The 26,284-nt window shown below is 69.4% G+C and carries 26 protein-coding genes and 5 tRNA genes; 19 read left to right on the forward strand and 12 right to left on the reverse strand.

Annotated elements, in window-relative coordinates:
• The first annotated feature begins 86 nt into the window (after positions 1–86).
• Positions 87–392 carry a hypothetical protein gene (locus tag KY572_RS23980; RefSeq protein ID WP_224245274.1) on the forward strand — a complete coding sequence of 102 codons (306 nt, stop codon included), beginning with the start codon at positions 87–89 and terminating at the stop codon, positions 390–392.
• A 297-nt stretch (positions 393–689) separates the two neighbouring features.
• The gene (locus KY572_RS23985; RefSeq protein ID WP_224245275.1) at positions 690–2,096 is read left to right on the forward strand and encodes a serine/threonine protein kinase; all 1,407 of its coding nucleotides are present in this window, start codon (positions 690–692) and stop codon (positions 2,094–2,096) included.
• A gap of 147 nt (positions 2,097–2,243) precedes the next feature.
• On the opposite strand, the gene KY572_RS23990 is transcribed toward KY572_RS23985, so the two are convergent.
• The 4 genes from KY572_RS23990 to KY572_RS24005 all read right to left on the reverse strand — a co-directional run bounded on the left by KY572_RS23990 (position 2,244) and on the right by KY572_RS24005 (position 6,659).
• Positions 2,244–2,498: a hypothetical protein gene (locus KY572_RS23990; RefSeq protein WP_224245276.1), complete on the reverse strand. Its 255-nt coding sequence runs from the start codon at positions 2,496–2,498 to the stop codon at positions 2,244–2,246.
• A 30-nt stretch (positions 2,499–2,528) separates the two neighbouring features.
• Positions 2,529–3,446 carry a cation diffusion facilitator family transporter gene (locus tag KY572_RS23995; RefSeq protein WP_224245277.1) on the reverse strand — a complete coding sequence of 306 codons (918 nt, stop codon included), beginning with the start codon at positions 3,444–3,446 and terminating at the stop codon, positions 2,529–2,531.
• Positions 3,447–3,503: 57 nt separating this feature from the next.
• Positions 3,504–4,682, reverse strand: coding sequence for an energy transducer TonB (locus tag KY572_RS24000; RefSeq protein ID WP_224245303.1), 1,179 nt, complete (start codon positions 4,680–4,682; stop codon positions 3,504–3,506).
• 249 nt (positions 4,683–4,931) lie between these two features.
• Entirely contained in the window at positions 4,932–6,659 is a 1,728-nt protein-coding gene (locus KY572_RS24005) for a SpoIID/LytB domain-containing protein (RefSeq protein ID WP_224245278.1), read from the reverse strand.
• Positions 6,660–6,800: 141 nt separating this feature from the next.
• Between KY572_RS24005 and KY572_RS24010 the strand changes: the two genes are divergently transcribed.
• Positions 6,801–8,465: a right-handed parallel beta-helix repeat-containing protein gene (locus tag KY572_RS24010; protein WP_224245279.1), complete on the forward strand. Its 1,665-nt coding sequence runs from the start codon at positions 6,801–6,803 to the stop codon at positions 8,463–8,465.
• 128 nt (positions 8,466–8,593) lie between these two features.
• Entirely contained in the window at positions 8,594–8,749 is a 156-nt protein-coding gene (locus tag KY572_RS24015) for a hypothetical protein (protein ID WP_224245280.1), read from the forward strand.
• 93 nt (positions 8,750–8,842) lie between these two features.
• Here KY572_RS24015 and KY572_RS24020 read toward each other — a convergent pair.
• A tRNA-Cys gene (locus KY572_RS24020) sits at positions 8,843–8,914 on the reverse strand.
• Positions 8,915–9,043: 129 nt separating this feature from the next.
• On the opposite strand from KY572_RS24020, the gene KY572_RS24025 reads away from it, so the two are divergent.
• The 4 genes from KY572_RS24025 (at position 9,044) to fdxA (ending at position 12,232) form a co-directional block, all read left to right on the forward strand.
• Positions 9,044–10,195 carry an acyl-CoA dehydrogenase family protein gene (locus tag KY572_RS24025; RefSeq protein WP_224245281.1) on the forward strand — a complete coding sequence of 384 codons (1,152 nt, stop codon included), beginning with the start codon at positions 9,044–9,046 and terminating at the stop codon, positions 10,193–10,195.
• 105 nt (positions 10,196–10,300) lie between these two features.
• Positions 10,301–10,675, forward strand: coding sequence for a rhodanese-like domain-containing protein (locus tag KY572_RS24030; RefSeq protein ID WP_224245282.1), 375 nt, complete (start codon positions 10,301–10,303; stop codon positions 10,673–10,675).
• A gap of 30 nt (positions 10,676–10,705) precedes the next feature.
• The gene (asd, locus tag KY572_RS24035) at positions 10,706–11,800 is read left to right on the forward strand and encodes an aspartate-semialdehyde dehydrogenase (RefSeq protein WP_224245283.1); all 1,095 of its coding nucleotides are present in this window, start codon (positions 10,706–10,708) and stop codon (positions 11,798–11,800) included.
• Positions 11,801–11,890: 90 nt separating this feature from the next.
• Entirely contained in the window at positions 11,891–12,232 is a 342-nt protein-coding gene (fdxA, locus tag KY572_RS24040) for a ferredoxin FdxA (RefSeq protein ID WP_224245284.1), read from the forward strand.
• 69 nt (positions 12,233–12,301) lie between these two features.
• Here the strand turns inward: fdxA and KY572_RS24045 are convergent, their stop codons facing one another.
• The 3 genes from KY572_RS24045 to KY572_RS24055 all read right to left on the reverse strand — a co-directional run bounded on the left by KY572_RS24045 (position 12,302) and on the right by KY572_RS24055 (position 15,521).
• A complete protein-coding gene (locus KY572_RS24045; protein ID WP_224245285.1) occupies positions 12,302–13,156 on the reverse strand; it encodes a hypothetical protein in 855 nt (284 codons plus the stop codon).
• Positions 13,157–13,279: 123 nt separating this feature from the next.
• A complete protein-coding gene (locus tag KY572_RS24050; protein WP_224245304.1) occupies positions 13,280–14,317 on the reverse strand; it encodes a hypothetical protein in 1,038 nt (345 codons plus the stop codon).
• Positions 14,318–14,330: 13 nt separating this feature from the next.
• On the reverse strand, positions 14,331–15,521 hold the full coding sequence (locus KY572_RS24055) for an MFS transporter (protein ID WP_224245286.1): 1,191 nt from the start codon (positions 15,519–15,521) through the stop codon (positions 14,331–14,333).
• A gap of 79 nt (positions 15,522–15,600) precedes the next feature.
• Here KY572_RS24055 and KY572_RS24060 point away from each other — a divergent pair, with 79 nt between their 5' ends.
• Positions 15,601–16,074, forward strand: coding sequence for a GNAT family N-acetyltransferase (locus tag KY572_RS24060; protein WP_224245287.1), 474 nt, complete (start codon positions 15,601–15,603; stop codon positions 16,072–16,074).
• 3 nt (positions 16,075–16,077) lie between these two features.
• Here the strand turns inward: KY572_RS24060 and hrpB are convergent, their stop codons facing one another.
• The 4 genes from hrpB to KY572_RS24080 form a co-directional block, all read right to left on the reverse strand.
• Positions 16,078–18,642, reverse strand: coding sequence for an ATP-dependent helicase HrpB (hrpB, locus tag KY572_RS24065; RefSeq protein WP_224245288.1), 2,565 nt, complete (start codon positions 18,640–18,642; stop codon positions 16,078–16,080).
• A 32-nt stretch (positions 18,643–18,674) separates the two neighbouring features.
• Positions 18,675–19,685, reverse strand: a complete 1,011-nt coding sequence (locus KY572_RS24070; RefSeq protein ID WP_224245289.1) for a hypothetical protein — start codon at positions 19,683–19,685, stop codon at positions 18,675–18,677.
• Between the two features lie 69 nt (positions 19,686–19,754).
• Complete coding sequence (locus KY572_RS24075) at positions 19,755–20,459, reverse strand: HAD family hydrolase (protein ID WP_224245290.1); 705 nt, start codon at positions 20,457–20,459, stop codon at positions 19,755–19,757.
• A 58-nt stretch (positions 20,460–20,517) separates the two neighbouring features.
• Positions 20,518–21,153 (reverse strand): HEAT repeat domain-containing protein, encoded by a 636-nt coding sequence (locus tag KY572_RS24080; protein ID WP_224245291.1) that lies wholly within the window; start codon positions 21,151–21,153, stop codon positions 20,518–20,520.
• Positions 21,154–21,280: 127 nt separating this feature from the next.
• Between KY572_RS24080 and KY572_RS24085 the strand changes: the two genes are divergently transcribed.
• The 10 genes from KY572_RS24085 to KY572_RS24130 form a co-directional block, all read left to right on the forward strand.
• Positions 21,281–21,673: a DsrE family protein gene (locus KY572_RS24085; RefSeq protein ID WP_224245292.1), complete on the forward strand. Its 393-nt coding sequence runs from the start codon at positions 21,281–21,283 to the stop codon at positions 21,671–21,673.
• Positions 21,674–21,838: 165 nt separating this feature from the next.
• Positions 21,839–23,107, forward strand: coding sequence for an adventurous gliding motility lipoprotein CglB (cglB, locus tag KY572_RS24090; RefSeq protein WP_224245293.1), 1,269 nt, complete (start codon positions 21,839–21,841; stop codon positions 23,105–23,107).
• 62 nt (positions 23,108–23,169) lie between these two features.
• Positions 23,170–24,174, forward strand: coding sequence for an ATP-grasp domain-containing protein (locus KY572_RS24095; protein ID WP_224245294.1), 1,005 nt, complete (start codon positions 23,170–23,172; stop codon positions 24,172–24,174).
• Between the two features lie 68 nt (positions 24,175–24,242).
• Entirely contained in the window at positions 24,243–24,692 is a 450-nt protein-coding gene (locus tag KY572_RS24100) for a hypothetical protein (protein ID WP_224245295.1), read from the forward strand.
• Positions 24,693–24,696: 4 nt separating this feature from the next.
• Positions 24,697–25,626 carry a 23S rRNA (guanosine(2251)-2'-O)-methyltransferase RlmB gene (rlmB, locus tag KY572_RS24105; RefSeq protein ID WP_407659990.1) on the forward strand — a complete coding sequence of 310 codons (930 nt, stop codon included), beginning with the start codon at positions 24,697–24,699 and terminating at the stop codon, positions 25,624–25,626.
• 110 nt (positions 25,627–25,736) lie between these two features.
• Positions 25,737–25,809 (forward strand) — tRNA-Thr (locus KY572_RS24110).
• 81 nt (positions 25,810–25,890) lie between these two features.
• A tRNA-Tyr gene (locus tag KY572_RS24115) sits at positions 25,891–25,974 on the forward strand.
• A gap of 9 nt (positions 25,975–25,983) precedes the next feature.
• Positions 25,984–26,059: transfer RNA gene (locus tag KY572_RS24120), tRNA-Gly, on the forward strand.
• Between the two features lie 22 nt (positions 26,060–26,081).
• A tRNA-Thr gene (locus KY572_RS24125) sits at positions 26,082–26,157 on the forward strand.
• Between the two features lie 20 nt (positions 26,158–26,177).
• The coding region (locus tag KY572_RS24130) for a GTP-binding protein (protein WP_224245305.1) at positions 26,178–26,284 on the forward strand (107 nt) is incomplete at its 3' end.

Raw genomic sequence — 26,284 nt, forward strand, 5'->3', positions numbered from 1 at the left:
AGCCGGGTTCAGGCTCGAAGCACCGAGGCCGTCTCTCCCGCTCCGGAGAGGCGGCCTTTGTGTTTTGGCCGGAATTGGAGCCAGGAATGAGAACTGGAGCATCGGAGGACGACAAGAAGCGAGTCACGATCGAAGCGTGGGTGAAGCAAGTCGCTAAAGTGCTCGAGGAGTTGAATGCGCGTCCCGTTACGCCTGCCGGTGACCTGGAATGGCTCCTCTCGCGCTGTGACCAGACGCTCGGTTGGCCAGAGCATCAGCTTGATTGGGAACAGGCCTCGGCGCGGCAACTCATCAAGGACCTTGCAGATTTCGATGAGGAGTTTCGTGGGTTGCTTCCGCAAGAGGTGCTGACCTGCTCCGCCGAGTTGTTGGAGGCAGTGCGCGAGCGATGAGTCCACTGTCGTTGCTCCCCTCGGGCAGCCGGGCGCCGCCGCATCGCGAGCTCAGGTGTCAGGCTCGCCAGAGGTCCGTCACGGAAGGATGACCCTGGCCATTCAGGGTGACGAGCATTCCCCAAGGCCTACGGCTCTCCTCTCGGCCTTTCCACTCCTCGACGAGCCGCCGGAAGGACCGCGTCCCTGTCCTGGAGGGAAGCCATACGCATCAGGACGGGTGCCTTCAGCGTCACCCATGAAGTAGGGTAGTGTCCGGAAGGCGGAGGCCACTGCGGTTCCGCTGACGAGGCGCTCATGGTGAGCATCGAGCCGAAGCAGAGCCTGGCCTTGCTGCCGCCCGGCATGGGGGTGGGGCCATGGTGCGTGGTGAGGAGGCATGCCCGGGGCACCTACGGCACCGTGTACCTCGCGGAACGGGCCGGGCACCCGGAGGCAGGGCGGTTTGCCCTGAAGATGGCCAACGCACCGATGGATCCACGCTTCGCCAGGGAGACGGAGGTGCTGGCGCGGATACGCCATCCCCACGTCCCCCGGTTCGAGGATCGGGGCTGGTGGACGTACCAGGAAGGAGTGGTGTTCCCGTACCTGGTGATGGAGTGGGTGGAAGGCGTGCCGCTCTATGACTGGGCGAGCGAACACTCGGCTACCTCGCGCCAGGTGATGAAGCTGCTCGGGCAGGTGGCGCGTGCTCTGGAGGCCACCCATGCTGTTGGTTGTGTGCACCGGGACGTCAAGGGCGACAACGTGCTGGTGCGCTCCGTGGATGGCACCGCGGTGCTGATGGACTTCGGGGCAGGGGATTTCCTGGGCGCTCGGACGCTGACGGATGGGGTGCTGCCCCCAGGCACGAAGCGCTACCGCAGCCCCGAGGCGCTGCGCTTCGAGAGGGAACATGAGAGCGACTTTCACGCGCACTACGAGGCAGGGCCGACGGACGACGTCTACGCGCTGGGAGTAACGGCCTATCGCCTGGCTACGGGTTCGTACCCGCTGCCAATGAAGTCCTCCGGGTTGGAGGAGGACCGGTTCACCTGGCCCGAGTGGGTGCCGTCGGAGGAGATGGCGAACCTGAGCCCGGAGCTGGCAAGGCTCATCCACCAGCTGCTCGCGAAGGAGCCCTCGGTCCGAGGCAGCGCGGCGCGGGTGGCGGAGGCGCTCGAGCGCGCGGCACGGAGCGCCGGGGCTGAAGCGGATGTCCGCATCACGCCGCATCCTTCCCGGGAGCTGACGGAGAAGACGGAGCATCCGGGGCCACGGCCGCAGCGCTCGCTGAGGAGGTGGGTATGGCTTTCGGGAGCCTTCGGCGTCATGGCGCTGGCCGTGCGCATGGATGGGAAGGCCTCTCGCTCAGCCTTGGAACGCCCGCTCGAATCGTCCCGGGAGTCGGTGGCTCAGGGGGCGAATGACGGTGGCACGGCGGATGGCGGCTCCGCAGGCCTCGTGGACACCGCGTTTGCCTCCGTGAGCACGATGCCGCCTGTTCGAGGCCAGGTAGGCATTGGCCTCAACATGCCGAAGAATCCATTTCCAGGGCAGCGCCGCGCGCCGTGCGAGAAGCCTGAGGTCGAGGTCAATGGTGGGTGCTGGATTATCCTGGGGAATGAGACCCCGCCCTGTGGTCCTCGTTCATACGAATGGAGGAACGGGTGTTATTGGCCCTCGTTTGAGAATCCGCTTCCCGCGACCTCGGATCCCCCCTGAATCGCTTCAATCCAGGGGAGCCGTGAGCCGAGGGAGAGCGGGACGGCCGGTGCGGGAGGACCCGTCAGCGACGGGGGGACCCGCACCGAGACGAGGGACCCGCGACCTGTGCGCCCCAGACTGGAGGGCCCGTGTCCTTTCCGTCCTCTACCTCTCCGGCTCGCTCTGAGCTGGAGGCGCGCCCACCGAATCCATCATCGCCCGCTCTTCCTCGGCGTAGAGGTTCTCGCGCTCCGCCATCATGGCCTTCGCCACGCCGTACGCCCAGGCCGCCAGCTTGGCGCCGTTCTGCAGCTCGGCCTGCGTCGTGTAGGGGTGCGCCAGACGGGCCGCGAGCACCTGGCCGGCGAACCAGTCGCGCAGCGTCATTCCCTCGGCGATGAACATCGGTTGGTTCGACATGGCTCTCCTCGGAACAACGGGGGTTTCACGTCAATGCGCTGGCAGCGAGCCCGAAGCTCGCGCGGGCTCCACGTGCACCACCACGTCCACCACCTGGGGGAACGAGGCGTGGAGCCGGTGCTCCACCTGGTCCGCCACTTCGTGCGCCTGGGCCGTGGTGAGCTGCGGGTCCACCTCGATCTTCAAGTCCACGTAGACGCTGTCCTCCATGCCTCGGCTGCGCACGTCCCGGCAGGACAGCACTCCCGGCACGCCCATGGTGAGCTGGCCCACCCGCGCCGCGTCCAGCCGCGCCGTGTCCGAGAGGATGCCCACCGCCTGGCGGACGATGCCGTACGCCACGTAGGCCACGAAGATCATCACCAGCAGCGCCACCACGCCATCGGCTCGAGGGTAGCCCAGCCACACCAGCCCCAGCGAGAGCAGCACCGCCAGGGTGACGAACACGTCCGAGAGCGTGTGGTTGGCGTCCGCCAGCAGCAGCGTGCTCTTCAGCCGCTCGCCGTAGTGCCGCTCCACGCGCGTGACGACCAGGTTCACCACCAGGGTGAACACCATCACCCCCGCCATGAGCGGCGTCACCTGGGCATGCTTGTCATGCAGCAGCGAGTCGAGCGCCATGCGCCCCAGCTCCAGCATGCCGATGCCAATCATCGCCCCGATGCCCAGCGAGGCAATCGCCTCGAACTTGCCGTGGCCGTACGGGTGGTCCTCGTCCGCGGGCCGGGCCGCCGCCGCCATGGCCACCAGCCCCAGGATGTTGGAGCTCCCATCGATGAACGAGTGCAGGCCGTCCGCCGTCACCGAGGCGGACTGGGCCGCCAGCCCGAAGAGGAGCTTGGCGATGGCCACCGCCCAGTTGGCGACGAGGATGCCCGCAAGCACCTGCCGGACCTTCCGGCTGCGCTCCGCGTGGGCGTCCTGGCGGTTGGAAAGGGAGGCTTCCACGGAGCCCCAACCCTACCTGCCCCGGGGGGCTGACCGCGAGTGCGGAGTGATCAACTGTCAGTTGGACTGCCGGAACAGGCGCATCCGCGGGCCGCCGCCCATCTCCAGGAAGAAGCCAAAGGAGAAGCGCACCGTGGCGTCCGAGTCCAGCAACCCGGCCGGCGGGTTGGGGAAGGGCTGCGCCCGCTGGAACGAGGCGATGGCCTCCAGATCCAGGAAGTCTAGGCCGCTGCTCTTCTCCACCCGGATGTCCTGCACCATGCCCTTCTGATCCAGCGTCACGTTGACCAGGGTGTAGCGATCCCGCCCGCTGTAGATGGCGCCCGTGGGATCCCTCCGGCGCAGCTCGCCGTTGGGGTTCCAGTGCATGCCCACGTTCTGCTTCACGCGGTTGAAGAAGCTGGCGTACTTCCACTCGCGGGTGTTGAGGAAGGTGCCGTCGCCCTCCTCGGCGTCCTTGAGGTGATCATTGGGCGCCGCGCCGATGAGCTTGTCCATCACCGCCTGCGACGGCATCAGCGTGGCCACTCCAGGCAGCCCCGCGCGGCCGCTGGAGCCCGCCGTGTCACCCAGGCCGGAGCCCTGCTGGATGTTCAGCCGCTTGGAGTTGCCCTTCACCTCGTCGCTCTCGTTGCGGTTGGGCACCTGCATGCCCGGGCCCTGCGAGTCCGGCTCCGTCTTCAGCGCGATCTCCTGCTTGCGGTGGGCGTCGGGGACCTCGAAGGCCGGCTTGCGATCTCCTGGGCTCATGGGCTGGTCGTCCGAGCCCACGCCGTTGTTGCCCGCCACCTGGGGCTGCTCCTCGGTCTGGTTGCCCACGCCGTCGCGGGACTGGTTCGCCGTCCGCTGCGGCATGGCGTTGCGGTAGAAGGGCGTCTGCTCCCGGGCCTTCGTCTCCTTCTCCACCTTGTTGTCCTGCTCGGCCAGATACTTGGCGTCCGGGGCCTTCTGCTCGTTGCCCTTGGCCACGTCCACCACCTGTCCATCGGGCCGCTTCTCGTCCTTCTTCTTCTCCTCCTCCTTCTTCTTCTCGAGGCGGGGGCGCTCGGTGACGGTGGACTTGGCGGGCTTGGACTCGCCGCGGTTCTTCGCCCACTGATCCGCGGACAGCGGCCGCATGGCGACGGAGCTCGGGGGCCGCGTCAGCCGCTTCTCGGCCGGGGGCAGGTGCACCTCGATGTAGGACAGCAGCAGCAGCAGCCCGACGAAGACACCATGGGCCAGCAGGGCGAGCAGCAAGGCCACGAGGGACCGTCCAGGCCCCTCCCGCCTGCGCCTGCGCCTGTCTGGAGCCGATGTGTGCGTGGCCACGTGCTGAATGATAACCCTTGAAGCCTCTAGCTACTCCCGAGCCGTCGCCAGGAGAACAGGAGACCACGGAAATTTTCCGCGAAGAGGGTCGAAAATCGAGCGGGGAAGGGGGGGACGCACGTCCTGCTCCCTCGGGAGGGAGGGGGCAGGGGACCGCCGCAACCGCTCGGAGGCTCAGTAGATGGGCGCCACCTCCGCGCCGTTGTAGTAGTGGCGCAGGATGTCCAGGTAGCGCTGGCCGGCCTCGGCCCGCCCGATGGCGCCTGTCTGACACATCCCCACGCCGTGGCCCCAGCCGCCGCCCCGGAACCGCCAGCCGGTGATGCGGCCCTCGCCATCCCGCGTGGGCTCCACCACCGCCATGCTGCTGTTGAGCATCCCGAAGAGCCTGCGGATGTTCAGCTCGCCGCGGATCTGGGTGGCGCCCTTCTCGCCGGAGATCGTCAGCACGCGGGCCCGGCCGGACACCCCTCGCTCGGAGAGCTTCATGGCCTGCACCGGGCCGATCTTGAGCCCCTCCGTGAAGGCGTTCACCTGCGCGGCGGTGAAGGACTTCTCCCAGCGGAACTTGTTCGGCTGCGCGAAGCTGGAGAGCCGGCATGCCGCCGGCAGATCCGGGGTGCTCAGGAACGCCTCCAGGTCGGCGGGGCCCGGCAGCCCGTCGGGAGGCTCGAGCAGGTCCGGCTGGCCGCGCAGGCTCGGATCCGGAGGGCCGCCCCACACCACCTCGTTGTGCTCCGTGTGGCCGCCGCACACCGCGCTGTAGACGGAGTCCACCAGCCGCCCGTTCTGGGAGAAGAGGGCCTCGCCCCGAGTGGCCTCCACCGCGGTGGTGGTGCTGGCGGCCTCGCCGGTGCGGCCCCGGTACACGGCGCAGTGCTGCTCGGAGCACAGCAGGTACGGATCCGCCAGGTGCTTGGTGCCCACCTTGGCGAGCACCTCGCCCCGCGCCGTCACCGCCTGGGCCTTGAGCGCCTCCATGTGCGCGCGCGCGTAGATCTCCGAGGGCACCAGCCCCTTGAGCAGATCCTCCAGCCTCACCACGTTCACCACCGCCAGCGTGCCGAAGCGATCCACGGTGAGCTGCAGCGCGCCGCGGTAGCTGCGGTCCTCGAAGCCGTGGTTCTCGTAGCCCACGTGGTACTCCACCTGCCGCACGTCGAAGCCGGAGGCATCCGTCGTCTCCGCGAGCAGCGAGTCCTGCGCCAGCCCCATCACGCTGCCCGCCGCGTCTCGCACCTCGAGGATGCCGCGCGCCGGCGTCCGCACCTCCTCGAAGAGCGTCGTCCGCACGCCGAACTGGCGCAGCAGCTCCGCCTGCCGCTCCGCCGCCTTCTCCGGGGTGAGCTCCTCGTCCACCAGCAGCAGGTAGCGGCGGTTGTCGATCACCTTGCCGGCGATTCCATAGAGCGAGCCGAGCACCTGGACGCGCGTGGCCAGCCCGCGCGCCTGCCACGCCTGTTGCTCCTCCGCCAGCCCGGCCTTGTCCGAGAACCGGAACTCTCCCAGCTGGATGCTCGCGCTGAGCACCGCGGGTGTCCCATCCGTCACCCGGACCTTCCACACCGAGCCGGAGGGGGCCACCAGCACCTTCTCATCCGGTCCACCGAAGCGCAGCCGCATCCGCGCGCGCGGTGAGAACGTCACCTCGGGGCGACCCTCCATGAGGCGGATCGGCACCTGGGGCTCGCCGCCGCGGAAGTCGAGCCGCTTCACCTCCGTGGGAGAGGGCAGCCCATGGGGCGTTGGCGCCTCGGGTAGCGGAGGAGGAACGCTCGCGTCGGCCTTCGGAGCCGGGGGCGCGGGGGCGGGGGGCGGAGTACGCGGGTCGCTCGCCGGCCGCGGCGCACTGGCGCAGGCGGAGAGGAGCAGCGTGAGGAGGACAGTGACGGCCTTGTGCACGGCGGGACGACCGTACTCGCCTGTCCGTCAGGCCGCCACTTCAGGCCCTCGCCTGACCGCCCGCCCTGCGAACTCCGAGGCGAATAGGGCGGCCCCTGCCGCGCGTTGCCCCTGCTCATCGAACTTCACGGAGGCAACTGAATGCGGAAGTTTCCGGCGGCACTCCTGGCCGCCTGCCTGCTCTCGATGGGTCTGTGGGCCTGTCAGCCCGGCGATTCCGCCGGCGGAAGCGACACCGGTGCGCAGCGCATCGCAGGGGAGCCTCGCGGTGCCGTGCCGAGCACCGGTGCTGCTCCGACGACTCCGGGGACGCCCTCGACGGGCGGGGCCCCGGGCCAGCCTGCTCCCATTGGCGCGCAGCCCGTCCCGGACACCCCGGTGGCGGACCTTCCCGCTCACGAGGGGCACACGCCGATCGCGCAGCCCTCTCCCCAGCCGCCCACGCACGCCGACGAGCCCGCGCCGCCCGCGGCCAAGGTGGGCCGCGAGTGGGTGGTGAGCGCCTCGGGCAGCGACACCGCGGAGGGCACCGCCGCGAGCCCCTTCCGGACCATCTCCAAGGCCGCCAGCGTGGCGGGGCCGGGCGATCTCATCCGCGTCCTGGCCGGCACGTATGCCGAGCGCGTCATCCTGGGCACCGCCGTGAAGGCGGGCACGGCCGACGCGAAGATCACCCTCCAGGGCGAGGGCAAGCCGCGCATCACCCCGGGCCCCGGAACGGGCGCGCTGGTGCAGGTGCTCCGGCCGAACTGGATCATCGACGGCTTCGAGATCGACGTGCAGCGCCAGCCGACGTTCGCCGTCTCCTTCGAGGGAGACGTCACCGGCTCGGTGCTGGCCAACTCGGAGCTGCACCACGGAACGACGGGCGGGGCGATCACGACGTTCAACAAGGCCAAGGGCGCGACCATCGAGAACAACCACATCCACGACTTCGTGAAGAACTGGGGCGACCTGGACTCGCACGGCGTGGTGGTGCAGCCCACGTCGCGCGACATCACCGTGCGCAACAACGACATCCACGACAACTCGGGTGACTCGGTGCAGTGCCTGGGGCCCGAGGGCTTCAGCAACCTGCCGCCGGCGCAGGGGCTCGTGGTGGAGAACAACCACTTCTACGCCAACCGCGAGAACGCGGTGGACATCAAGACCTGCTACGACGTGGTCATCCGCAACAACCGGATGCACGACTTCAAGCCGACGTCGACGGCCAAGGGTGACGCGCTGGTGGTGCACATGTCCGCGCGCAACGTGCTCATCGAGGACAACGAGGTGTACGACTCGGGCAAGGGCATCTCGGTGGGCGGCAACCACCAGGGCCCGGTGCCCACGGGCATCGTCATCCGGCGCAACCGCGTCCACGATCTCACCACCGAGGGTGGCGGCGAGGGCACGGGCATCCGCCTGGAGAACTCCAAGGGCGCGCTGGTGGTGAACAACACCATCACGCGAGCGGCGGGCGCGGCGCTCGTCATCGGCCAGGGCACGGGTGGCGCCACGGAGAGCCCCCGGGTGGAGAACAACATCATCGACAGCCCGGTGGCGGTGAACCTGGGGCCCCAGCGTCCGGGGATGAAGATGGGCTTCAACCTCTTCCCCGCGTCGGCGCAGTTCAAGTCGGCGGGAGTGATGGTGGGGTGGGAGGCCTTCAAGCAGGCGGCGGGGGACACCACCTCGACCACGGGCGACACGGCCGTGGCGCCGGACTTCGCGCCGGCCACCCTGGCGGTGGACCGAGGCACGGACGTGGGCCTGCCGTTCTGCGGCAGCGCTCCGGACATCGGCGCGGTGGAAGTGGGCTGCTGAGGAAGCAGTAGAGTGGAGCGCTGGCGGGCCCTGGTTCGCCAGCACCTGAGCCTGCTCTGACCTCCTGGTCGGAGCAGGCTCATTGCCTGAAGGGGGTGCTGCCTCCGCCCTCGGGGCTGCAGGTGAGCATGGTAGGCTCCGACATGCGGGCCTCGTGGCAGGCCGTGCCGGGCTCCTCCAGCGGCTGCGGCTGCGGCAGCTCCCGTTTCGAGGCGGGGTGGATCGTGCTGCTGTGGCTGGGGTGGAGCGGCACCCGTCGGCGCCGCTCCGCTGCTCGTGGCTGATCGGGCCACCCCCGGGGTACGGGCGGCCTGCTCCAGGCCCCGGAAAGACGAAGGCCCGATGCGGCAGGTGCTCGCATCGGGCCTTTGCTTTTGAGGCGCCACCCGGATTCGAACCGGGGAATGAGGGTTTTGCAGACCCTTGCCTTACCACTTGGCTATGGCGCCACGAATCGGGGACGGTCTTATACGCAAGCCGGCTCGGGCCGGTCAAGGAAGCAACAGCGCCCACCCGCCGCCTCCTCCTCCATTACCATCGCCGTGGGACACACATGCCCACCAGAGAGGGGTGCGCGGATGCTGCACGGTTACGGACTGTACCAGGAGGAGCACGAGGCGTTCCGCCGCACGGTGCGTGCGGTCGTCGAGAAGGAGCTCCTCCCTCATGCCCAGGAGTGGGAGGCCCGGGAGGAGTTCCCCCGGGAGCTCTACCGCCGCTTTGGCGAGCTCGGCTTCCTGGGGCTCAAGTACCCCGAAGCGTACGGGGGCACGGCCGCCGGGGAGCTGTACGAGGCAGTGCTCCTGGAGGAGCTGGGGCGCTGCGGCTCGGGCGGCGTCTCCGCCGGCCTGGCCGCCCAGTTCACCATCTCCACCGGGCCGCTCCACCTGTTCGGCACGGATGAGCAGAAGCGGCGCTTCCTGGCCCCCGCCATCCGAGGCGAGAAGATCGGCGCCCTGGCCATCACCGAGCCCGACGCCGGCTCGGATGTGGCCGGCCTGCGCACCACCGCCGTGCGCGACGGGGACCACTACGTCGTCAACGGCTCGAAGATCTACATCACCAACGGGGTGCGCGCGGACTTCCTCGTCTGCGCGGTGAAGACGGACCCGAAGGCCGGCCACAAGGGCCTGTCCATGCTCATCCTCGAGAAGGGCATGCCGGGCTTCAGCGTGGGGCGCAAGCTGCAGAAGCTCGGCTGGCGCGCCTCGGACACCGCGGAGCTGTTCTTCGAGGACTGCCGCGTGCCCGCCGAGAACCTCCTCGGCCAGGAGGGGCAGGGCTTCTACCAGATCATGGGCAACTTCCAGTGGGAGCGCCTGTCGCTCGCCCTGGGCGCGCTCGGGGCCATCGAGGACATGCTCGAGAAGACGATGGCCTACGTGAAGCAGCGGCGCGCCTTCGGCCAGGGGCTCCACCAGTTCCAGGTGGTGCGCCACAAGCTGGCCGACCTCTTCACGGAATTCGAGTGCGCGCGCCAGCTCACGTACCACGCGCTGCGCCTCCACGTGGGCGGACAGTTCGCTGTGGCACAGACTTCCATGGCCAAGAAGGTCGCCACCGAGACGGCCTGTCGCGTGGCGGACGCGTGCCTCCAGCTCCACGGCGGAGCCGGCTACATGATGGAGTACGATATCCAGCGGCACTGGCGGGACGCTCGCCTGGGCCCCATCGGGGGGGGCACCAGCGAGGTGATGAACGAGATCATCGCCAGGCAGCTGGGGCTGTGAGGCGCGGCAGGGACTCCCCGAGCAGAGGCAGGCAGGCAGGCGGTCTGGAAGGGGTCCATCACACTCTGGGTTGGACCTAAGGGTAGTTCGAGGTGGAGGTCCCTCATGGAGGTTCGTATCCCCTGCGCCGAGCTGTACCTCAGGCTTGGGGACGACGATGTCCTGGTGCTCGACTGTCGCCCCCCAGATCGCTGGGAGCGGATCGAGTTCCACATCCCCGGCTCTCTCCGGATGACGCCGGAAGAGGTGGCCAGGGACTTGTTCATCCTCCCGGACGACGAGCTGATCGTCCTCTGTGGCTGTGAGGAGGACTGGGAGGATGTATGCCGCCTCGCCCGCTTGCTGCTGATGCGCGGGCGCAACGCCGTCTGTCTGGACGGGGGCATCCAGGCCTGGGTGGCCGAGGGCTTCCCGACCGAACGGCACCTGTGCCCGACTCCGTCCCTGAACGGCTCGCATCAAGCTGCCGAACGGTGCTAAGCAGCGGCGAATCACGGGAGATAACGCACCATGTCGAAGCTCCGCGCCGTCCTGATTGGCGCTACTGGCCTTGCGGGCCAGCAGTTCATCGCCGCCCTCCAGAACCACCCCTTCATCGAGCTGACGGGCCTCGCCGCCTCGCCGCGCTCGGCGGGCAAGTCGTACGCCGAGGCGCTGCGCACCGCCAACGGGATGACCGCGTGGTTCGTCCCCGAGCCGCTCTCGGCCGCCGTGGCGAAGATGACCGTGATCAGCGGCGATGACGTGAAGGGCAAGGACTACGACATCGCCTTCTCGGCGGTGGAGTCGGACGTGGCCAAGGATCTCGAGCCGCGCCTGGCCCGGGACATCCCCGTGTTCTCGGCCGCGAGCGCCTACCGCTACGAGGCGGACGTTCCGCTGCTGATTCCCCCCGTGAACGCCGCCCACGCACCGCTGGTGCGCGAGCAGCAGCGCCGCCGGGGCTTCAAGGGCTTCATCGTCCCCATCCCCAACTGCACCACCACGGGCCTGGCCGTCACGCTGGCGCCGCTGGCCGAGCGCTTCGGCGTCAAGGCCGTGCTGATGACGAGCCTGCAGGCCATGTCGGGCGCGGGCCGCTCGCCGGGCGTCATCGGCCTGGACATCCTGGACAACGTCATCCCCTTCATCCCCAAGGAGGAGCACAAGGTCGAGGTGGAGACGAAGAAGATCCTCGGCTCGCTGCAGGCGGACGGCGCGTCCATCGCCGGCCATGACGTGAAGGTGTCCTGCACGTGCACGCGCGTGGCGGTGCTCGAGGGCCACACCGAGTCCGTCTTCGTCTCGCTGGGCCGCAAGGCCACGGTGGACGAGGTGGTGGCCGCCATGCGCGAGTGGAAGGGCGCCGAGGTGGCACGCGGCCTGCCGTCCGCTCCGCCGCAGTCGCGCTGGATCGAGGTCCTGGACGACCCCTACCGTCCGCAGCCCCGGCTGGACCGGGACACGCACGGCGGCATGGCCACCACGGTGGGCCGGGTGCGCGAGGACGGGGTGCTGGAGAACGGCTTCAAGTACGTGCTCGTCTCCCACAACACGAAGATGGGAGCAGCCAAGGGAGCCATCCTGGTCGCCGAGCTGATGAAGGCCCAGGGCCTGCTGGGCTGAGGGCCAGGCCCCCTGAATTCAGGTGCGGCCCCTGCTAGAAACCGTTTAGTGTGCGCGGCCACGGACTGTCCGCGTTGAGGAGATTCATCGATGGCTTACGTCGTCGCCGAGCCTTGCATCAGGTGCAAGTACACCGACTGTGTCGAGGTGTGCCCGGTCAACTGTTTCTACGAGGGAGAGAACTTCCTCGTCATCCACCCGGATGAGTGCATCGATTGCGGTGCCTGCGAGCCGGTGTGCCCCACCAAGGCCATCTTCCCGGAGACGGAGCTGCCCGAGAAGTGGATGGAGTACAAGGCGCTGAACGCGGACCTGGCGACGAAGTGGCCGAACATCGCGGAGAAGAAGGAAGGCCCTCCGGACGCCGACGAGTACAAGGACAAGCAGGGCAAGCGCGGTCTGCTGAGCATGAAGCCCGGCGGCAAGGGCTAGCCAGCGCTCGGCTCCTCGCAGTGACGAGGGCTCTCCGCCTCCGGGCGTGAGGGCCCTCGGTGTTTCGGGCTACTCCGCGCGCAGGGAGCGCAGCCTCAGCCCCCGGGCTCCCAGCTCATCCCGGATGCGCGCGAGGTCCTCCTGGGCGAGCGGGCCATGGCGCCCCTGGATGCGCAGCGCCACCTCGCGCGGCCCCGTCCGCTCCACCTCCACCGTGGCCGACAGCGGCGAGCCGAGGCTCATGCGCAGCGCGGGCCGCTGGGCCTGGACGAACAGCTCGATCTTCTCGATGAGCTCCAGCGTGGCCTGGACCTTGAGCTGGGTGTTGGGGGCCTCGGAAGGGGCCGGGCCTGCGCCTGCGCCGGCAAGATGCGACGCGCCCGAGGTGGCGATGCCCTCCGTGGGCGTGGACGCCTTGGAGGCCTCGGGAGGTGGAGCGGGGGCATGGGCCGCGGGAGCAGGCGCCGGCTCGGAGCGGAGCGGTCGGGTCAGCTCTCGGGAGATCAGCTCGGAGAGGCGGTGCTCCGTCTTCTCCTGGGTGGCCGCCTGGGACTCGGTGCGGGCGGCCCTGAGCCGGCCGGCCTCGCCGTGCATCGCCTGGCGGGCGAGCCCGAGGTTCTCCGGGCTGGCGATCGCGCTCCGGGTCGTGGCGAGCACCGGGGCGCTGGCGAAGGCGGTGCCGGGAGGACGGGAGGTGCCGACGGGAAGCGGCGCGGCGCTCCGGGGAAGCGGCGAGCTGCTCTGGGGAGGAACGGAAGGCCGGGGCGGTGACTTGATCGGCGTCGGGGAGCCGGGGAGCCGGGAGCCCGTGGGAGGCCGCGAGGTGGCCGGAGGGGCTGCGGCCTTCTGGAGTGCTCGCTGGAACTGGCCGGGTGCCGGCGTGGGCCGGGCTGGCGCGGGGTGATCAGGACCGTCGACCTTCATGAACTCCTCACGGCTGGGGTGCAGCCGTGACGGGAGCATGGGGCATGCCAGGGGCAGTGCCTGGGGAAGCCCCGGGGCGAGCGTCCCCGCGGTGGACGGTCCGTCCGAAGCCGTGGACGGTGCTCAGCGTCGGCCGAAGCCGCCGGGCTGGGCGGGCGCCACGCCGGTGAGCTCGTTGTAGGCCACCGGGCAGGCGGCGGTGACGTTGGGGTCCACGAGCAGGACGCCCTGGGAGAAGTCCCGGTCCTCGAAGATGAGCGCGTCGCGGATCTCCACGTCCGTGATGCCCTTCTTGTACTCCCAGAGCCGGCCCCGCACGAGCATCCGGGTCCCTCGGGGGATCTGATCGAGGTTGATGTACTGCTTCTCCGCCAGCCGGGCGGTGATGTTCACGCCCTTGGGCTTCTCGACCTGGCCGCCGTAGATCTGCAGCTGGCCGGCGGTCGGATCCGGCGGGAACCAGATGAGCCGGGCGATCATGGCGGGGGGCTCGTCGTCCACCGGCGCGCCCTTCTTCTTCTTGACCTTCTTCTTCTTCTCGAGCCCGGCGTCGATGAAGGCGAGCCCGCCGAAGACGACCTCGCGGTCCACATAGGCGTCGCGGAAGACGCCCTCGGCGGTGCTGATGGCGGAGCTGTTGGCCCGCAGCACCTCCACCTCGTAGCGCTCGCGCAGGATGGGCAGGGTGAAGAAGAAGCTGTCGATGGGCTTCACGCCCTCGGACAGGAAGCGCAGCTTGTTCAGGTCCATGGCGGGGTAGTACGGCGCCAGCGCGACGGCGGTGTCGAGCCAGTCCAGGGGCAGCTTGCGATCGATGAGCACCCTGCGGACCATGGCCACGAAGTAGGTGGAGCCCGGGAACCGCGCGTTGGAGAGCTGATAGCTCAGCGCCTGGGTCAGCATGGGATCCAGGTAGAAGTTCTCGTCGCGCTTGTGGAAGTAGGGCGCCGTCTCACCCAGCAGCGTCAGCAGGCCGCCGAGCACCTGGGCGCAGTTGGGGTCCTTGGTCCCCTGGAGCAGGGACTGGTGGAGCTTCGACTTGGTGAAGCGCCTGTCGAGCTCCTCCTCCTTGAAGAGGGGCGGGGAGCCCGGGTTGAAGAGCTGGGCGGAGGCCGGCAGGGACAGCAGGCTGAGGGCAAGGGCGAGCAGTACGGGTCGCATCAACCCCAGTTTATCACGGAGCGCCGGGCTTCATGGCCTCGGTTGGCGTCGTGGGGGCCGGGGCGGGGGAGGCCTGGAGGACGAGCAGGGCAGCGATGACTTCGAGCACCCCGGCCACTGCGAAGAGCGCGTGTCCGCTGCCGAGCAGCGAGTAGCCCGCACCGGAGGAGGTGAAGCCGATGAGGCCGCCGATGCCGAAGGTGACCGCGGCGAAGATTCCCTGGCCGGAGGCGCGCAGGTGCTCGGGGACGCGGCGCGCCATGAAGGCCACGCTGGAGACGTAGAAGATGCCGAAGGTCATCGAGTGGAGCAGGCTGAGCGCCACCAGGGGGATGGGGGAAGACACGAGCGCCATGCCGCCCCAGCGCAGCGCACTCAGGGTGAAGGCGAGGCAGAGCAGGTGCCGGGGGGCGATGTGCTCGGCGAGGCGGGGGTACAGGAGCAAGGCCGCCACCTCCGCCGTCACGCCGAGCCCCGCGCAGAGGCCTACCACTGAAGGAGGCAGTCCGAGCGACAGGACATGAATGGCCAGCATGCCGTTGTAGGGCGTGCAGGCCATCCAGTGCAGGCAGGTGGCCGCCAGCAGCCAGCGCAGATCCTTGTTGTCGCGCACCAGCTGGAGGCCCGCCAGCGGGTGGGGCCTCGCGCCCGGCGGCGTCTGCGAGCGCAGGGAGAAGCTCCAGATGGCCAGCATGCTCAGCAGCGCCACGGAGACGATGATGGTGGAGCGATCCACCTGGCGGACGAGCAAACCGAAGGTGGTGGTGCACAGGATGAAGCCAACCGAGCCGAAGATGCGCAGGTGGGCATAGCTGCCACCCTTCCGGGCCACATGGTTGAGGGCGAGGCTGTCCACCATGGGGGTAACGGAGGAGGCAAAGAAGGCATAGGCGGCGAGCGTCGCGATGAGCGCGGGGAAGCTGTCCACCCGCAGCAGCGGGGCGAAGCAGAGGGCGGCGCCCACGGCGATGACGGTGAGCACGTGGCCGAGCCGGCCCGTGCGGTCGGCCAGGAGCCCCCAGAGTGGAGGGGAGAGCAGGGATGCCAGGGGCGAGAGGGCCAGAAGGACCCCCACCTGGGTCGTCGAGAGGGCGAGAGAGCGCAGGTAGGCGGGCAGGAAGGGCTGGGTGATGCCCACCGTGCCGAAGTAGAGGAGGTAGAAGCCGACGAGCGGTATCCGCCCGGCGACCTGGGGAGGGGTCATCGCGAGCCCAGGCCCTTATCACGCCCGGCGTCTTTTCCGACTGTTTGCGGTGCAGGCTTTTGTGTACCTTGCCAGGGACATGCCCGACTCGGAGAACATCCAGCCCGTCACCATCAGCCCCATCCAGAACGAGGCGGAGCTGTTTCAATCGTTGGCCATCCGCGAGGTGGTCTTCATTGAGGAGCAGCACGTCCCCGAGGGCATCGAGCGCGACGCCGAGGACGCCAAGGCCTACCACGTGCTCGCGTTCCAGGGAGGCCATGCCATCGGCACGGGCCGCCTGGTGATGTTGCCGCAGGCACCGGACGGGCAGGCGGGCACCTGGGCGCAGATCGGCCGCATGGCGGTGCTCCAGTCGCACCGCAAGGCGCGCGTGGGCTCCAAGCTGCTCACGGCGCTGGAGGAGGAGGCCAGGCGCCGAGGCGTCACCGGCATCAAGCTGCACGCGCAGCTGTTCGCGCTCGATTTCTACAAGAAGCACGGCTACGAGCCGCTGGGCGCCGTCTTCATGGAAGGCGGCATCGAGCACTTGGAGATGCAGAAGAAGTTCTGAGGCTCAGCGGCGCGGAGGGCGCGGCGCGGGAGGCTGCGCGTGGCGCGGATCCTCGGGCCAGCTGTGCCGGGGGTACTTGCGGCACAGCTCCTTGCGGATGGCCGGGTAGTGCCGCTCCCAGAAGCCGGCGAGATCGGTCGTCACCTGGACGGCGCGCATGTTGGGTGCCAGCAGGTGCAGCACCAGGGGCACGCGGCCGGCGCAGACGCTGGGGCCCTGGGCCATCCCGAAGAAGTCCTGGAGGCGGGACTCCACCCAGGGAGGCTTGCCCGGCTCGTAGTGAACCTTGACGCTGCGGCCTCCGGGGAGGGTGACGCGCTCGGGGGCGTGGTTGGACAGCAGCCGCGCCTGCTCGGAGGTGAGGCGCGCGTAGAGCGCATCCAGCAGGGAGACGCCCTCCAGGTCCGCGAAGCTGCGTGCCCCGGAGCACAGGGAGGCCAGCGAGTCGCGCAGGAAGGTGTTGTCCACGGTGGGGAAGCTGGCCTGCGGGAAGGCCTCGGCGACGAGGGCCACGCGGGTGCGCCACTGCGTCAGGGCCTCGGGATCGGCGAAGCGCTCCGGGCCTGCGGCGAGCGCGGCCTCCACCAGCACCCGAGCGGTCTCCTCGGAGGGCGGGGCCGGGGTTCGGGTCTCCTCGAGCACGAGGTTGCCGTAGGCCAGGCGGGTGATGCGCTCGACGCGGCGGGCCTCGGAGTTCCACTGGAGGGCGTCCATCTCCTCCAGGGCCTCCGGGTAGAGATCCAGGAGCCACTCGGGCTCCACGGCGCTGGCGAGCCGGACGACGGCGCCCTTGCCGGGGCGCTCCTCGGCGTCGACGGCGATCATCAGCTCGGCGTCCTGCACCACGCTCATCTCGGAGAGCGACGCGGTGCCACCGCCGAAGAGGAGGAGCTCCGGGGCGCGGGGCCTGCGCCGCTTCGCGACGCGATCCGGGTAGCCGGCGAGCGCGCTGAGCATCAGCGCCTCTTCGCGAGCCTCGGGGCGCTCGGGTCGTGAGCCCTTGTCGCGCACGGCGCGGCGGAGCTGGCGCTGCACCCGGTCCACCGCCTGGACGGCGCCGGGCTCCAGGGAGAGCGAGTGGAGACGGCCAGAGGCGAAGTCGGCGCGCTCGGCCTCGCGGAAGCGCTCCAGGAGCTCGAGCAGATCCGAGGGCCCGCTGACGACGGCGGCCGAGCGACCGGGGCCGCTCAGGTTGGCGCGAGCCTCGCGGCGGATGTCCCGCTCGCCCATGAGGGCGGCGAGCACGGCGGCATCGGCGCCCACGCCCCGGCGTTCGCCCTCGACGATGATGCGGGCCTGGCGCGGGTGGAGGGGGAAGCGTAGGAGGCGCTGGCCGATCTCCGTGACGCGGCCCTCGGAGTCCACGGCCCCGAGCCGGCGCAGCAGCGTCTCGGCGGCCTCGAGCGCGGCGGCGGGAGGCGGCTCGAAGAAGGGGAAGGAGGAGAGGTCCCGAACGCCCGAGGCGCGCAGGGCGAGCACGGTCTCGGCGAGATCCACCCGGCGGATCTCCGGGGCGTCCTGCTCGGGGCGGCCGTCGAAGTCGTGCTGGGTGTAGAGGCGCACGCAGTGGCCGGAGCGGGTACGGCCGGCACGGCCCGCGCGCTGGGTGGCGGAGGCGCGGCTCACCTTGGAGAGCTTGAGCGTGGGCAGGCCGGACCAGGGCGAGTGCGAGGCCACGCGAGCCAGTCCACTGTCGATGACCACGGCGACGCCGTCGATGGTGACGGACGTCTCGGCCACGTTGGTGGAGAGGATGATCTTCCGGCGGGAGCTGCGGCGCACGGCGCGGTCCTGCTCGGCGGGAGACAGGTCACCGTGCAGGGGGAGCACGTCCGCGCCATGGCGCTCGGCGAACTCGGAGCAGGCATCGCGAGCGCGGCGGATCTCATTGGCGCCCGGGAGGAAGACGAGCACATCGCCATCCAGGCCGGCGGTGAAGATGCGCTTGATGGCCGAGAGCACCTGGGCATCGAGGTGGCGGTCGTCGGCGGTGGGCAGATACTCCAGGCTGACGTCGAAGCGACGGCCTTCGGAGCGCAGGCGGGGGCAGCCACCGAGGTAGGCGCGGATGGGCTCGGCATCGAGCGTCGCGGACATGACGACGAGCTTGAGGTCGGGCCGAGGGCCCTCCTGGAGCCGGCGCAGCATGGCGAGCGAGATGTCCGCCGAGAGGTGGCGCTCGTGGAACTCATCGAGGACGACGATGCCCACATCCTTGAGCTGGGGGTCGGTGAGCAGGCGGCGACCGAGGACGCCCTCGGTGACGAAGGACAGCCGGGTTTTCGGGCCGCGAACGTCCTCGAAGCGGACCTGGTAGCCGACGGTCTCGCCGACGCGCTCGCCGATCTCCTCCGACACGCGCTGAGCGGCAAGGCGGGTGGGGAGTCGCCGGGGCTGGAGGACGACGATCTCCTTGCCCGGAGAGAGCCCGGCCTCGAGCAGGGCGCGAGGCACCCGGGTCGTCTTGCCCGCGCCCGGAGGGGCCTCCAGCACGAGCGACCGCGCGCCGCGCAGCGTGGCGACGATCTCCGGAAGGAGCGGGTCGATGGGGAGGGCGACTTCGGGCATGGCCGATTCTCTAGCGAGAGGCGGGGTGACGCTCAGGGCGTCTCGGGGGGAGGCTTGGGCTCGGCCTTCTTGCGGCCCCTGCGGGCCGGCTTGGCGTCGGAGGTGGCGGCCTCGGCGGTTGTTGTGGCCTCGGCGGGTGCGGTCTCGGCCGGAGCAGTCTCAGCGGGGGCCGCCTCAGCGGGAGCCTCGGGCGCGGGAGCCTCGGGCGCGGGAGCCTCGGGAGGAGGAGCGGCAGGCTCGGAAGCCGCCTGAGCGGGAGTGTCCGAGGCCTCGGCGGGCACTTCGTCACCCGGCTCCTCGGGAGAAGGCTCCGAGCTGATCTCCTCGAAGCCGAAGGGCAGTCCCCGGCCGGCGCGGCGCTTGGGCTTGGCGGCGAGCCCCGAGGCGTCGAAGGCACCCGCCAGGGGCACGAGCGCGGCCTCGGCGAGCAGCCGCGCCTGGCGCACGGCGACATCCAGTCGGGAGCCGACGGAGATCAACTCGGAGCGCAGCGGAGCCAGCTGCGCGTCGGAGAGGCTCGCGGGGTTGAGGCTCGCCTGCCACGCGGCGAAGGCTCTGGCCACCTGGTCCACGACGGGACGAACGAAGGAGAAGTCGTCCTGGGCGAAGATGCGGGTGACGTAGCTGGACTTGTAGCGCCGGTCATACGCGCTGGCGAACTCGTTGACGGTGTCCTGGGGCGCGCGGCGGAGCTGGGGGAACTTGAGGTGGGGGAAGAGGGCCTCGATGACGGGGGCGCGGCTGCTGGCGCAGAAGGTGATGCCGGCGTGGAGCTTCTCCAGGGCATCCACCCAGAGGTTCTGCTGCTGGAAGGAGAACTCCTCGCGAGCCTCTTCGAGCTCGGGCAGGTCCTTGGCGCGCTCGAGCAGGGCCGGGGCGGGAGCCAGGCTGGTGCGGACGAGCTTGAGGGCGGTGGCCATCCACTCCTTCTCGGGCTCGAGACCCTCTCTGTCCATGAGGGTGTCACTGGCGGTGACGAGTCGGGCCTCGAACGCCTCGGCGAAGCGGATGAGATCGTAGGCTTCCAGCGTGGACAGCGACATGCGATGGGGCTCCTCGGAGGGTGGCGGAGATACCACACCCGGCGGCGCCTCGGAGCAGGGGAGCGAGCGTCAGCGACCCTGCAGGAGCGCGTCGAGCGCGCCCTGCGAGGTGAAGTCAGGGAAGGCGAAGTCGGCGCCGGCCTCGATGAGGGCCTGGGGGGTGAAGTTGCCGGTGCCCACGCCGATGCAGATCGCGCCAATGCCCTTGGCGGCGAAGACATCCTTGGGGGTATCGCCGATGACGACCACGCGGCACTTCTCCAGGGGAGCGTCGAGGAGCTGAGCGCCGCAGCGAGCCCCATGGCGGATGAGCTCCACACGGTCCTCGTGGTCGCACCCGAAGCCGCCGAAGGCGAACTGCTCGTAGATGCCCACGCGCTCCAGCTTGACGCGAGCGCCCTCGCGCACATTGCCGGTGCCGAGCCCCACGGCGATGCCAGAGCGGGAGCGAGCCTCGGCCACGGCCTCGCGCATGCCGGCATGGACGAAGTAGAGCCGGTCCTCGGTCCGCTTCACCTCTTCGTTGAGGAACGAGAGGTATCCGTCGATGACGGCGTCGATGGCCTCGGGAGTGGCCTCGACGCCGATGATGCCCAGGGCCTTGCGAACGATGGCGCGGTCGGTCATCCCGGACAGGCTGAAGGAGTCACAGGCGTCGAGGCGGCCATGGAGCTTCTCGAAGGAGCGCGAGATGGCGCGGCGCCCCGCGCCACCGGTGGTGACGAGGGTGCCGTCGATGTCGAAGAGGAGCACGGTCGGACGCATGCCCCCCATCTAACGGAAGGCCATGCCTGAAGCGAGCCTGGAAGTGGAGAGGGCGCCCGGTGGGTGCTCAGGGCACGCTGAAGGTGAGGGCCTGCTGGAGCGCCTCTCGGACGAGCGGGTCCTGCTCTTCGGGGAGGCGCTCTTCGAGGGCCTGCTGAACCTGGGGGCCGCCCAGGCGACCGAGCGCACGGGCCACGGCCTTCCGGACATGACCGTCGCGGTCCTGAAGTAAGGGGAGCAGGGCCGGGATGGCCTCGGAGCCGACGCGGAGGCTGAGGGCGGTCGCGGCGCTGGCGCGAAGGGGAGGCTCGGTCTGGGTGTCCTGGAGCAGGGAGCGCAGGTGGTCGGTGGCCTGCGGATGATCCACGGCGGCCATGGAAGTCACGGCGTGGGTGCGCTGGGGCGGGGGCGCTTTCGGATTGGAAGCCAGCTCCTCGAGGACGCCGAGCGCCGCGGGACCCAGGGGCTTCCAGCGCGCCTCATAGGGAGGGAACGCATCGGGCCGCTCGAGCAGGGAGACCACCTCCGCGCGCAGCGCCTGAGGAGGCGGAGCCGAGGGGGCCTGCGAGGAAGGCTCGGCGGGAGCGGCCTGGAGCAGGGGCCCGTGGCCGAAGAGGAGCACGGCGGCGAGAGCGACGGCCCCCCGCTTCACGGAGGCGGTGCCCGTGCGGCACGCACCGGGAGGGGCTGGCGGCATCGTCATGCGAGGCTCCTGCGGTCGAGTTCGAGGGTTATATGCCAGGCGGGCGGTTGGGCTCGACCCGTCAGGTCACTTTCGCTGGAAGTGGATAGTTGAAGCGCGCGGGCTGGCCGGTATGTTCAGGGGCCGAATGGCCGGACGCGTCTTCTTCTTCCTGCAGCACGCCACCTACGAGCCCGCGTTCCAGGCGGCCTCGATGGGCATCACCGCGACGGCGATGGGCGACGAGGTGTACTTCGTCTTCGCCTTCGATGCGCTGCGCCAGCTCGTGCGGGGCACGTTCGGCCTGCCACACAGCGAGAAGGAGCGGGCCGAGAGTGCTCGTGCGGAGGGCATGGGAGTGCCCACGCCGGCGCGGATGCTCGAGGAGGCCCGAGCGCTGGGAGCGAAGCTCATCGCCTGCGACACCACGGTGCGTATCTGCGGATTCGTCCCACAGGAGCTGGCCGGCACCCTGGACGAGGTGATGGGCTTGGCCTCGCTCTGGCGGCTCACGGAAGGCGCCCGGACGCTTGCCCTCTGAGCGCCTTCGGTTTGGATTGGAACTTCACAGCTTCACTTCATTCGAATCGCGGGTGTACTCCTGTGAGGCTGTAGCCGGAGTGCCGGGGGCCAGATACTCTCTCGGGGTTGTTTTTCCCTGTTCGAGCTGCGGGTGCCGGTACCCGCCTGAGGAAGAAAGCACAGTATGCGCGCCAAGTTGACCCTTCTGAGCGCTCTCGCCGTCGGTATCGTCGGGGGCGCGCTCGTGTCGGCCTGCCAGACGTACGACTTCGAGCCGGTGGAGCCACTCGCCCTCGCGCAGACGACGGTGGGTGACGTGATCACGGCCAAGTCGTCGAAGCCCAACCTGATGGTGCTGCTGGACACCTCCGGCTCGATGAAGCTGCCGGTGAACCCGTCGCTCGCGGCCTGCCAGACGCCGAGCGGCTATCCCTGCGGCGATCCGCGCAGCGGCGCGGACTGCAACATCAACACGTGCCCCACGCGGTGGAGCGAGCTGCAGGGCGCCATGGCGACCTTCCTTCAGGCCAACGGGGCTACGGCGCGCATGGGGCTGACGACCTATCCGCAGCCGACGGGAACCTCGACTGCGGGCCAGTGCGGGGCATCGACGTCGGTGCGTATTGCGATCCCACAGCTCGAAGACTCGAACACGGCGGGGCTTCAGGCGGCCGCCAAGAGCATCTCGGACGTGATTCTTAGCATCCCGAACAGCGGGACGGGCTCTCCGGTGGGCGGTACGCCGACGAGCGTGAGCCTCAAGTTCGTGGGTAATCAGGCGGACCTGCAGACCGCGGAGCGCAAGGACTTCATCCTGCTGCTGACGGATGGTCTGCCCAACTGCAACCCGGATAACCCCAACTCGGGCATCGCGAACCCCCAGGCGTGCCAGTGCACCCTGACCTCGTGCACGTCCGCCAGCGTCGAGCGGTACGGGTGCCTGGACAAGGATGTCTCGGCCACGGCGGTGGCCGATCTGCGCTCGCAGAAGGACATCCAGACCATCGTGATTGGCTTCGGCGCCGAGACGGCCGAGGGGGCTGGCCCCGCCACGCTCAACGCGATGGCGGAGGCGGGTGGCTTCGCGCGCAACTGCCGGGACGATGCCAATGCCTGCGGCGCGGGTGATACGTGTGATCCGACCACGAAGCTGTGCGGCAAGCGCTTCTACCAGGCGGCCAACCAGGCGGAGCTGGCCAATGCGCTTCGGCAGATCATCGACCTGGTGGGCAACACGGACCCCTGCCTGCTCGCGCTGGATCCGGCCCAGGCGCCTTCGGAGCCCGGCCTGATTGTTGTCTATGTGAATGACAAGCCGGTGGCTGCGGGCGACAACACGTGGAGGCTGACGGCCGCGGGCGTGCAGTTCCAGGGCTCGACGTGTGAGGCCATCCTGGCCTCGACGGATCAGAACCCGATCAAGTTGGAGGCCCGAGCGGTTCAGCGGAAGTAGCCCGAGGTTGCTTTACCCGGCGCGGGGCGGCGATTAAGAGGAGTCGGGTCGCCGCCCTGCCCATGAAGATCACGATCCTCTCGCGCTCCGCATCCATCCCGTCCACCCGGCGTCTGGTCGAAGCCGCGCGCGCGAGAGGCCATCAGGCCCGCGTGTTGAACCCCGGGCGGGTGGACATGCACCTGGACGGGAGCAGCGCGAGCCTCTTCTACAAGCGCAAGAAGCTGCCGCCGTGTGACGTGGTGCTCCCGCGCATCGCGCAGTCCATCAACAGCTATGGGCTCGCGGTGGTGAACCAGTTCGGGATCCGGGGCGTGCCGCTGATGAACACGGCGCAGGCCATCGCGCAGTCGCGCAACAAGATGCGCTCGCTGCAGCTGCTGTCGGCCAACGGCATCGACATTCCGTCCACGGTGATGGCGCGAGACGCGGCGGACCTGAAGGCCATGGTGGGGCTGGTGGGAGGGGTGCCGGTGCTGGTGAAGCTCCTGCAGGGGCAGGAGAAGCACGGGGTGATGGTGTGTGAGAGCCTTCAGTCCCTGGAAGCCGCGCTGGAGGCGGTGCTGGGGCTCGGGCACAACCTGGTGATGCAGCAGTACGTGCAGAAGACGGGGCAGGACATCCGGGTGCTCGTGGTGGGAGGCCGCGCGGTGGCGGCGGTGGAGCGGCGGCCGAGGGTAGGGCGGCTGTCTCACACGCTCATCAAGGGAGCGCGGCTGGAGGGCATCGTCCTGTCGGATGCCTGCCGGGTGACGGCGGAGCGGACGGCACGGCTGGTGGGGCTGGAGGTGGCGGCGGTGGATCTGCTGGACGTGAAGGGGCAGCCCAAGGTCTTCGAAGTGAACAGTTCCCCGGCGCTCCCGGAGATGGAGGCCGCGACGGGGATGGACCTGGCGACGCCCATCATCGAGCGCGCGGAAGCGCTGGTAGCGGGAGCGCCTCGGGTGGAGGAGCAGGAGCCAGGGGGAGTCAAGGCGCCCGTGAGTGCGCCTGTTGGAAAGAGAGAAGCGCCTCGTCGGAAGGTCGCGGGGCGGCCCTCCCGGAAGGCCTCTTCGGAGCGAGGATGAAGAGAAAAGGCTCCCCGAGCGTCGGAAGGGTGGCTATACCCTGGCCAGCCTACCGAGGAGAACGTCCCATGCTTCACCTGCGCCGTCTTGCTCCCATCACCGCCCTGTGGGTGGCCCTTGCCTGGACTCAGGCCCGCGCCGCGGACGAGGTGGATCCCGCCTCGCTCTACGAGGTCAGCACCGAGGGCACGTCCACGAAGCTGAAGGCCGGCGAGAAGGGCGTCTTCGTGCTGGCCATCAAGAGCAAGGCGGGTGCTCATGTCTCGGACGAAGCGCCGCTGAAGCTGCAGCTGAAGGGCACGCAGCTCAGCCCGGCGAAGGAGCAGCTGGGCCGCGAGGACTCGGTGGCGAAGAAGGCCGAGGGCCAGGCCTTCGTGGACCCGCGCTTCGAGGTGCCCTTCACGGCGGCGGCGGCGGGCAAGGGCACGGTGGACGCGAAGCTCACCTTCTTCATCTGCACGGAGAAGATCTGCGCCCGTCAGCAGAAGACCTTCTCCATTCCCGTCGAGGTCCAGTAGCTCTATGCGTGATCGTCCTCCCCGGGGTGGCGAGCGGCGGGAGCGCCGCCCGTCACGTGAGCGCAGCGAGCAGCGTGAGCGGAGTGAGCACCGTGAGCGTGCCGAGCCACGTGAGCGTGGTGAGTCACGCGAGCGTGGTGAGCACCGAGAGCGCAGCGAACGCTACGTCTACGGAGTGAACCCGGTCCTGGAGGCACTCAGGGTGCGCTCGGACGAGATGGAGCGCCTCTACATCACCGAGGGGCAGCTCGGCTCGAGGGCCGCGGCGGAGATCCTCAGCCGCGCCCGCGATGCGGGCATCCGGGTGGAGCGGGTGGTGCGAGAGCGCCTGGCGACGCTCGCCGACGGAGGCGTCCATCAAGGCGTGGTGGCGGAGCTGCGCGGCTTCCCGTACGCGGAGCTGTCAGACGTGCTCGATGCTGCCCAGGAGAGCGGGCGGCCAGCCTTGATCGTGGTCCTGGACGGCATCCAGGACCCGCACAACCTGGGGGCCATCATCCGCTCGGCGCATGCGCTGGGGGCCCACGGGGTGGTCATGGGCAAGGACCGGGCGGTGCCGGTGACAGGCGTGGTGGCCAAGGCCTCGGCGGGAGCGGTGGAGCACTGCCCCATCGCTCGGGTGGTGAACATTTCCCGCGCCCTGGAGGAACTGAAGGAGGCGGGGGTGTGGGTGGCGGCGGCGGACCCCGAGGCGAAGGAGCCCCTCTGGAAGGCCCGCCTGGACGGCCCGCTGGCGCTCGTGGTGGGCGCCGAGGGAGCAGGGGTGCGAGAAGGGGTGCTCAAGCACTGCGACTTCCGCCTGCGGATTCCCATGGCAGGTCAGGTGGGTTCACTCAACGCGTCCGTCTCGGCTGCCGTTCTGCTATACGAGGTTGCTCGCCAGCGGGGTGTGGGGGGGACGGACGCGCCAGGCCCCAAGGATCAATCTCCTTGACTTCAGGCGGTCAGGGTCTCTAAAAGGGCCCGCCTTTCGACGCCGGAAGCCGGGTGGTTGACGGCCCCGTGGGAGTGGATGGGGCAGGGCGAGGTAGCAGCCGGAGTAATGCCGGTGTAGCTCAGTCGGTAGAGCAACTGATTTGTAATCAGTAGGTCGCGGGTTCAAGTCCCGCCGCCGGCCATAGATGGGGGCCGCGGGATGAGGGCCCGGAAGAAAAAGTAGCGGTCCGTGGTAGAAGCAGGCAGTCGAAAAAAAGCTTACGGAGGGATACCCAAGCGGCCAAAGGGAGCAGACTGTAAATCTGCCGGCTCTACGCCTTCGATGGTTCGAATCCATCTCCCTCCATCGGTCAACGCGGGAATAGCTCAGTTGGTAGAGCGTCAGCCTTCCAAGCTGAATGTCGTGGGTTCGAGTCCCATTTCCCGCTCCAACCCGTTGTAGTGCAGATCCAAGCCCTGATAGCTCAGTTGGCAGAGCGCATCCTTGGTAAGGATGAGGTCACCAGTTCAATCCTGGTTCAGGGCTCCATTTCTTCTTAGAGGAGCGTCATGGCCAAGGAGAAGTTCGACAGGTCCAAGCCCCACGTGAACATCGGGACCATCGGTCACGTGGACCACGGGAAGACGTCGCTGACCGCCGCCATCACCAAGGTGCT

The sequence above is a fragment of the Hyalangium gracile genome (genome assembly GCF_020103725.1).
GTDB lineage: Bacteria > Myxococcota > Myxococcia > Myxococcales > Myxococcaceae > Hyalangium > Hyalangium gracile.

What these genes read in the sequence shown, in the direction of transcription:
- KY572_RS23980 (WP_224245274.1), top strand. Translation starts at nt 87, where the DNA reads ATGAGAACTGGAGCATCGGAGGACGACAAGAAGCGAGTCACGATCGAA.
- KY572_RS23985 (WP_224245275.1), top strand. Translation starts at nt 690, where the DNA reads ATGGTGAGCATCGAGCCGAAGCAGAGCCTGGCCTTGCTGCCGCCCGGC.
- KY572_RS23990 (WP_224245276.1), bottom strand. Translation starts at nt 2,498, where the DNA reads ATGTCGAACCAACCGATGTTCATCGCCGAGGGAATGACGCTGCGCGAC.
- KY572_RS24010 (WP_224245279.1), top strand. Translation starts at nt 6,801, where the DNA reads ATGCGGAAGTTTCCGGCGGCACTCCTGGCCGCCTGCCTGCTCTCGATG.
- KY572_RS24015 (WP_224245280.1), top strand. Translation starts at nt 8,594, where the DNA reads ATGGTAGGCTCCGACATGCGGGCCTCGTGGCAGGCCGTGCCGGGCTCC.
- KY572_RS24025 (WP_224245281.1), top strand. Translation starts at nt 9,044, where the DNA reads ATGCTGCACGGTTACGGACTGTACCAGGAGGAGCACGAGGCGTTCCGC.
- KY572_RS24030 (WP_224245282.1), top strand. Translation starts at nt 10,301, where the DNA reads ATGGAGGTTCGTATCCCCTGCGCCGAGCTGTACCTCAGGCTTGGGGAC.
- asd (WP_224245283.1), top strand. Translation starts at nt 10,706, where the DNA reads ATGTCGAAGCTCCGCGCCGTCCTGATTGGCGCTACTGGCCTTGCGGGC.
- fdxA (WP_224245284.1), top strand. Translation starts at nt 11,891, where the DNA reads ATGGCTTACGTCGTCGCCGAGCCTTGCATCAGGTGCAAGTACACCGAC.
- KY572_RS24045 (WP_224245285.1), bottom strand. Translation starts at nt 13,156, where the DNA reads ATGAAGGTCGACGGTCCTGATCACCCCGCGCCAGCCCGGCCCACGCCG.
- KY572_RS24050 (WP_224245304.1), bottom strand. Translation starts at nt 14,317, where the DNA reads ATGCGACCCGTACTGCTCGCCCTTGCCCTCAGCCTGCTGTCCCTGCCG.
- KY572_RS24055 (WP_224245286.1), bottom strand. Translation starts at nt 15,521, where the DNA reads ATGACCCCTCCCCAGGTCGCCGGGCGGATACCGCTCGTCGGCTTCTAC.
- KY572_RS24060 (WP_224245287.1), top strand. Translation starts at nt 15,601, where the DNA reads ATGCCCGACTCGGAGAACATCCAGCCCGTCACCATCAGCCCCATCCAG.
- hrpB (WP_224245288.1), bottom strand. Translation starts at nt 18,642, where the DNA reads ATGCCCGAAGTCGCCCTCCCCATCGACCCGCTCCTTCCGGAGATCGTC.
- KY572_RS24070 (WP_224245289.1), bottom strand. Translation starts at nt 19,685, where the DNA reads ATGTCGCTGTCCACGCTGGAAGCCTACGATCTCATCCGCTTCGCCGAG.
- KY572_RS24075 (WP_224245290.1), bottom strand. Translation starts at nt 20,459, where the DNA reads ATGGGGGGCATGCGTCCGACCGTGCTCCTCTTCGACATCGACGGCACC.
- KY572_RS24080 (WP_224245291.1), bottom strand. Translation starts at nt 21,153, where the DNA reads ATGACGATGCCGCCAGCCCCTCCCGGTGCGTGCCGCACGGGCACCGCC.
- KY572_RS24085 (WP_224245292.1), top strand. Translation starts at nt 21,281, where the DNA reads ATGGCCGGACGCGTCTTCTTCTTCCTGCAGCACGCCACCTACGAGCCC.
- cglB (WP_224245293.1), top strand. Translation starts at nt 21,839, where the DNA reads ATGCGCGCCAAGTTGACCCTTCTGAGCGCTCTCGCCGTCGGTATCGTC.
- KY572_RS24095 (WP_224245294.1), top strand. Translation starts at nt 23,170, where the DNA reads ATGAAGATCACGATCCTCTCGCGCTCCGCATCCATCCCGTCCACCCGG.
- KY572_RS24100 (WP_224245295.1), top strand. Translation starts at nt 24,243, where the DNA reads ATGCTTCACCTGCGCCGTCTTGCTCCCATCACCGCCCTGTGGGTGGCC.
- rlmB (WP_407659990.1), top strand. Translation starts at nt 24,697, where the DNA reads ATGCGTGATCGTCCTCCCCGGGGTGGCGAGCGGCGGGAGCGCCGCCCG.